Below are 6194 nucleotides of genomic sequence, written 5' to 3'. Positions count from 1 at the left end.
TGGCCGCGGCGGCGCGGCAGGCGGGCAGGGGCCTCGCGCGCGAGCCGGCGCAGGGCATCGCCAATTTGGCTTGGCGCGAAGCGACGTTCGACCAGCGCCTCGGCGCGGGCCGCAACAAGTCCGGATTCGTTGGCTTCGTCGGCCAGCAATGTTTCGTCTTCGCCGCGGCCTTCCTCCTGCAGGCGAACGATCTCCTCATCTTCCGCACCTGCATGATCCACCGCCTCGCTGCCGAGGAAATGGAGGTCGAACAGCCGATCGTAAGTCGCGCGGCGCTCTGGCGGTGGGGCGAGCGTCGCCAGCCCGGCCTGACGGATCGTCTCCATGCTGCGCGGGCCGAGTAGCTCAATCGCTGCCAGGAACGCCGTCGTCTGTTCCGGCGCGACCGCAAAGCCGTTGACGCGCAGCAGCGCGACAAAGGACACGAAGACGCCGGCGGCGCGCGGTAATCGAAGTTCCTCGCTCACGCGGCGGCCTCCGCAATCAGGGCGTCGAGCCGGCCCGAGATGAAGGTGAGATCCTCCTCGTCCTTCAGCGCCACGCCGATCGAGCGCTTGAAGGCGTCGGGCCAGCGCGCGCCGCGTGCATGCAGCAGCGTGGCTGCCTCCGCCCAGTCCACGGCTTCCGCAATGCCAGGCGCCTTGCTCAGCGGCTCGCGCCGGAGTTTTCCGACCGCGGCGACAACGGCACGGGCGGTGGATTCGGCAACGCTCGAGGCCCGCATCATCACGATGCGCGCCTCGCGCTCGGCGGTCGGATAGTCGATCCAGTGATAGACGCAGCGGCGGCGCAGCGCCTCGTGCAAGTCGCGGGTGCGGTTCGAGGTCAGCACGACGACAGGTCGTTCGGCGGCGCGCACCGTGCCGCGTTCGGGAATGGAGATCTGGAAGTCAGAGAGGAATTCGAGCAGGAAAGCCTCGAATTCCTGGTCGGCGCGGTCGATTTCGTCGATCAGCAGCACGGTGGAGTCGGGCGCGCGTAAGGCGGCGAGCATCGGCCGTTCGATCAGAAATGTTTCGCCGTAGATATCGATGCTCTCCTCGCCGGCTTGGCGGATCGCGAGCATCTGGCGCGGATAGTTCCATTCGTAGAGCGCGGCTGATGCGTCGATGCCCTCATAGCATTGCAGCCGGATCAGGCGGCGGCCGAGCACGGCGGCGATCGCCTTCGCGGCCTCGGTCTTGCCGACGCCGGGCGCGCCTTCGAGCAGCAGCGGCTTGCCGAGTGCGAGCCCGAGATAGGCCGCCGTCGCGAGGCCGTCGTCAGCGAGGTAATACGCCGTCCGCAAGGCCCGTTCGAGCGCCTCGGGACTGTCGATGCCGACGATGTTGCCGCGGACCGTCATGCCCTGACCTCAGCGCCGCGCCTGCGGCCGCGCGCCGCCCTGCGCCTTGATCGCCCGCAAGACTTTCTCGGGCGTGATTGGCAATTCATCCATCCGCACGCCGACCGCATTGAAGATCGCGTTGGCGACCGCCGGCAGCACGGGATTGGCGCACATCTCGCCGGGGCCCTTGGCGCCGAACGGTCCGTCGGCCGCGGGGCGTTCCAGCACCGCGATATCGTGCGGGCAGATGTCGCCGGGGCCGGGCATCAGGTATTCGACGAAATCGCGCGGTCCATGCGCCGGATCGGGATAATAGGGTTCGGGCGTTTCAAACAGCGCGTGGCTGACACCCATCCACGCGCCACCGACGAGTTGCTGCTCGACGAGGCGCGGATTGAGCGCGCGCCCGAGTTCATACGCGCTGTCCATGCGCACCATCGCGATTTCGCCGGTCTCGTCGTCGACCTCGACCTCGGCGACCAGGCAGGCATGCGCGTAGCAGGTGGCGGGCGACATCTCGCCGGTCTCGGGATTGACCTCGGACAGCGGCACCAGAAAGATGCCGCGCCCCGATATCGTCTTGCCTTGCTTGAACTGCGCGGCGATGGCGACGTCCTTGGTGGAGATCGAGCGATGCGGCGCGCCCTTGACGTGAATGTTGCCGCGCCCGTCGGTGTCGAGATCGGCGGCGTTGACCTCCAGTTCCTCGGCGGCCGCCTCCATCATGACGCCGCGCGCCTCCTTTGCCGCTGCCATGACGGCGTTGCCGACGCGGTGGGTGCCGCGCGAGGCGAACGAGCCCATGCAGTGCGGGCCGGTGTCGGAATCCGCGGTGTCGACATAGACGTCCTCGACCGGAACGCCGAGCGTCTCCGCGCAGATCTGCCGCGTCACCGACTTCATCCCCTGGCCAAGATCGATCGATGACAGCGACACGGTGAACTTGCCGCTGGGGTTGGAATGAACCAGCGCCTGGCTGGGGTCACCGCCAAGGTTCATGCCGATGGGGTAGTTGATCGAGGCGATCCCGCGTCCGCGATGCTTTGCCATGGTCAGCGTCTCCTGGTGCCGAAGACGGAAGAGAAGCGGGCGGCGCCGTGCGAGGGCGATGGCGCCTGCGGCCTCGGAGGAGGAGGCGCGGGCGGCGTCGGCGTAGGGGGCGACGGTTGCTGGATCGTTGCCGGCGGCGCGCGATCGTAGCTGGTTCGCTGCTGCGAGACGGCGGCGCGTTGCGGCGCAGGTTCGAGCGGTGTCGGCGATATCGCGGCACGGCTGCCGCCGCCATCCTTGCGCGACGACATCCGCTTCACCTCCTCGCGCAGCGGCCATTTTGCCTTCTCGGCGGCGACCTGCACGCATTCGATCAAGGCGGTGTTCTTGGCCTCGCGCCGGTGCGCCTTCATGTCGCCGTCGCGATAGGCGTTGAGGATGCGGAACTCCATCGGATCCATGCCTACGAGATGCGCCAGCTTGTCCATCTGGCATTCGAGCGCAAAGTCCATCGCGGTGACGCCAAAGCCGCGCATCGCGGTCGCAGGCGTGCGATTGGTGAACACGCAATAGACGTCGCCATGGACGTTCGGGATCGTGTAGGGGCCGGGGAGATGGGCCACGCATTTCACCACGGCGTAACTCGAAAGCCGGGTGTAGGCGCCGCTATCAAAATAGGCGCGGATCTTGCGCGCAACGATGCGTCCGTCGCGCATCACGCCGTCCTTGATGTAGATGCGCTCGGCGCCGCGCGGCGAGCCGAACTGCATTTCCTCTTCACGGCCGAGCTGATAGCGTACCGGACGCCCGGTCAGCATCGCACCGAGAATGGCGAGGGGTTCGGTGAGCGTATCCACCTTGCCGCCGAAGCCGCCGCCGACGGTGCCGCCGATGAAGTGGAACGTATTGGAAGGTACATCGAGGATCTTGGCGGACGTATCGAGCGAGAAGAACAGAGCCTGCGTCGAGGTGTAGACGACATAGCGGCCGTTGGTGTCGGGGGCTGCGATGGAGCCATTGGTTTCGGTCGGCGCGTGCTCGATCGGCGACATCTGATAGCGCTGTTCGAGGACGTGGTCGGCTTCGGCGAAACCGCGTTCGACGTCACCGAAGCGCAGTTTCTGGTGATCGTAGACGTCGTGATACACGAAGGTGTTCTTGGGGTAGACGTCGTTGACGACGGGCGCGCCCGGCTTCAGCGCGTCCTCGACGTCGAACACCGCGGGCAGCGGCTCGTAATCGACCCGCACTTTTGCCATGGCCTCAAAGGCTTCGCGCGGGCTGTCGGCGACAATGGCGACGATCGGCTCGCCCTTGTAGCGAACCTTGTCGACCGCGAGTGACGGCTCGTCGTCCTTGCCGAAGTTGATGAGGCTGAGGAGGGTGTTGAGATTGACCGGCACGTCGGCGCCGCGAATGATGCGCCGGACGCCGGGCGAGCGTTCCGCTTCCATCGTATCGATGCGGCGCAGGCGGGCGTGGGCGTGCGGGCTGCGAAGAACCTTGAGATGCAGCATGCCCTGCAGCTTGTGGTCGTCGAAATAGGTCGAGGTGCCCGTGACATGGCCCAGCATGTCCTGGCGCTGCGTGCCCTTGCCGATCTCTTTTAAGTTATCATCGCGCTCGTCGGCGAAGATGTCCTTGCGCAATTCCAGCATGGTCGTTTCCTCTAGGCGCGGGCGCGTCCGCTCGTGGCGGCGGTGAGAACGGCATTGATGATTGGCTCGTAGCCGGTGCAGCGGCAGATGTTTCCCGATATCGCCTCGATGACCTCGGCGCGGGTCGGCGAGGGGTTGCGGTCGAGCAGCGCCTTCGCCGCCATCAGCATGCCGGGCGTGCAGTAGCCGCACTGGGCCGCGAATTGCTCCATGAAGGCACGCTGCAGCGGATGCAGGTTGGGTCCGTCCTTCAGCCCGTCGAGCGTTTCGATCGAGCGGCCGTTCACGGTTTCCGCCAGCGTCAGGCAGGAGAGATGGACTTCTCCGTCGATCAGCACGCTGCAGGCGCCGCAGCCGCCCTGGCCGCAGCCGAATTTCGGCGTCATGTCGCCGATCAATTCGCGCAGCGCGACCAGGAGATTGATGCCGCCATCGACGAACACGGCAACGTCGCGGCCGTTGTGACGAAACTGGAGCGGGGTCTTGGTCATGAATGCTTACTCCAGGCCGGACAGCAGCCGGCGAAGGTGGACGCCGACGATCTCGCGGCGGTACCAGGCACTACCGAGCGCGTTGTCTGCGGGCGATACGCCTTCGGCGGCTACCGAGGCGGCAGCACTGATCGCGGCGCCGTCGAGCGGACGCCCCTCAAGTGCCCGCTCGGCGGCCCGCGCGCGAATCTGCGTCGCGGCCATCGAGCCGAGTGCGATGCGCGCGCCCGAGACGCGGCCGCCGCTCGACGGCAGATGTGCCGCCAGCGTGATCACCGAGCCGCCCTTTGGCTTGATGCGGGCGATCTTGCGATAACGGAAGGCGTCGGCGCTCGCGGGCCGCTGACAAGATACGGCCAGCACCAGCGCACCGCTCTGGCGCTCGCGGGATTGCAGGAACTCCTCGATTGGCATGTCACGGGCGCCGAGGCCGCCTTGCACGGACACGGTGGCATCGAGCGCAAGCAGGGCGACGGTGAAGTCGCCATAGGGATTGGGCGCGAACAGATTGCCGCCCACGGTGCCCATGTTGCGCACAGCCGGCCCGCCGATCGAGCGCGCCGGCGCGTGGAGAAAGGCGAGATCGCGCTCGGCCAGAATTCTGGCGAAAGTGACGCCGGCGCCGATGGTGACGCGCGAGCTCGCGATATCGATACGCATCAGCGCCGGGTCGGTGGCGCGCACCACCGTCGCGATCGAGACATCGCCCTCATTGAGCGCGCGCATCACCAGCGTGCCGCCGCCGAGATAGCGCGCGCCGCGATCGGACGACACCGCCGATGCGGCCTCACCAAAGCTCGCGAATGTCTTCACCGTCACGGGCATGGTTTCACCTCCGCTTTCATGCGGCCTCCTTGAGGTGTCGTCGAATGGCGTCGAAGCCGGTTTGGTAGATCTGTTCGGCGACCATCTGCGTCAGCCGCTCGGCATCCGCAGGCCGCGTGGTGAACCTGGATTCCCAATGCCAGAAGGTGCGGTCGCCGTCGGTGACCGGCAGCAGGCGGACATGGGCGACATAGTTGAACATCGGGATCGGCGTATCGAGCAGGCAGTAGCTGAAGGTTTGTTCGAGGTCCGACAGCGCCAGCAACTGCTCGCGCAGCTCCGAGCCATCCTGCAGCTTGAAGCGCCTGATACAGCCGACCTTGTCAGACGATTGCGCGCGCTCGATCGTGCTGGTGGCCACCGCCGGGTGCCAGCGGTCATGACCGTTGAAATCGCGCAGCACATTCCACACCGCGCCGGTCGGCGCGTCGAGAACAGTGCTTTTGACGATATGCGGCACGCTAGCCTCCGAATGCTCGCTTGAGCGCGTCGAAACCGCCCTGGAACACGCCAGCGCCGATGTTGTTGACGAGTTCGTTCTCGCGCTCGGGCGCGCAGTCGAACTCGGCGGTCCATTCCATAAAGGTCTGGTCGCCGTCGGTCACCGGCGTCAGGCGCAAGGTGGCGACGTAGTTCTCCACGCCCATCGGCGATTCCAGGATCGAGTAGGTGCAGAACATGTCGTAGTCGGAGAGCCCGAGCAGTTTTTCGCGGATACGATCGCCGTTGCGCAGGCGAAAGTCGCGCACGCAGCCGATCTTGTCTGAGGGCTCGCCGCCCTCGATGCGGCTCTCCGCTATCGCCGGGTGCCAGTTCGGCAGGCCGTTGAAGTCGCGCACCCGCGCCCAGACGCGGTCGTTGCGGGCGTTGACGACGGTGGAGACGTAGACCCGGGCCATGGCG

General features: G+C 66.5%; 7 protein-coding genes and 1 pseudogene. All 8 read right to left on the bottom strand.

The window, feature by feature from the left end; translation table 11 throughout:
- Positions 1 to 467 (bottom strand): annotated as a pseudogene (locus CQ12_RS07430) (hypothetical protein); the annotation flags it as partial.
- Positions 464 to 1345, bottom strand: a complete 882-nt coding sequence (locus CQ12_RS07425; RefSeq protein ID WP_057834685.1) for an AAA family ATPase — start codon at positions 1343 to 1345, stop codon at positions 464 to 466. The pseudogene CQ12_RS07430 and the gene CQ12_RS07425, both read right to left, overlap by 4 nt.
- A gap of 9 nt (positions 1346 to 1354) precedes the next feature.
- On the bottom strand, positions 1355 to 2377 hold the full coding sequence (locus tag CQ12_RS07420) for a xanthine dehydrogenase family protein molybdopterin-binding subunit (protein ID WP_057834684.1): 1023 nt from the start codon (positions 2375 to 2377) through the stop codon (positions 1355 to 1357).
- Positions 2378 to 2379: 2 nt separating this feature from the next.
- Positions 2380 to 3975 (bottom strand): xanthine dehydrogenase family protein molybdopterin-binding subunit, encoded by a 1596-nt coding sequence (locus CQ12_RS07415; protein WP_057834683.1) that lies wholly within the window; start codon positions 3973 to 3975, stop codon positions 2380 to 2382.
- Positions 3976 to 3986: 11 nt separating this feature from the next.
- A complete protein-coding gene (locus tag CQ12_RS07410) occupies positions 3987 to 4466 on the bottom strand; it encodes a (2Fe-2S)-binding protein (RefSeq protein ID WP_057834682.1) in 480 nt (159 codons plus the stop codon).
- Positions 4467 to 4472: 6 nt separating this feature from the next.
- A complete protein-coding gene (locus tag CQ12_RS07405) occupies positions 4473 to 5291 on the bottom strand; it encodes an FAD binding domain-containing protein (protein WP_057834681.1) in 819 nt (272 codons plus the stop codon).
- 16 nt (positions 5292 to 5307) lie between these two features.
- Entirely contained in the window at positions 5308 to 5751 is a 444-nt protein-coding gene (locus CQ12_RS07400) for an SRPBCC family protein (protein ID WP_057834680.1), read from the bottom strand.
- Between the two features lies 1 nt (position 5752).
- Positions 5753 to 6190, bottom strand: a complete 438-nt coding sequence (locus tag CQ12_RS07395) for an SRPBCC family protein (protein WP_057834679.1) — start codon at positions 6188 to 6190, stop codon at positions 5753 to 5755.
- Between the last annotated feature and the right edge of the window lie 4 nt (positions 6191 to 6194).

Source organism: Bradyrhizobium jicamae, from assembly GCF_001440395.1.
Taxonomy (GTDB): Bacteria; Pseudomonadota; Alphaproteobacteria; order Rhizobiales; family Xanthobacteraceae; genus Bradyrhizobium; species Bradyrhizobium jicamae.
Note: the sequence above shows the minus strand (reverse complement) of the source record. Positions and strands in the feature narration are given on the sequence as shown.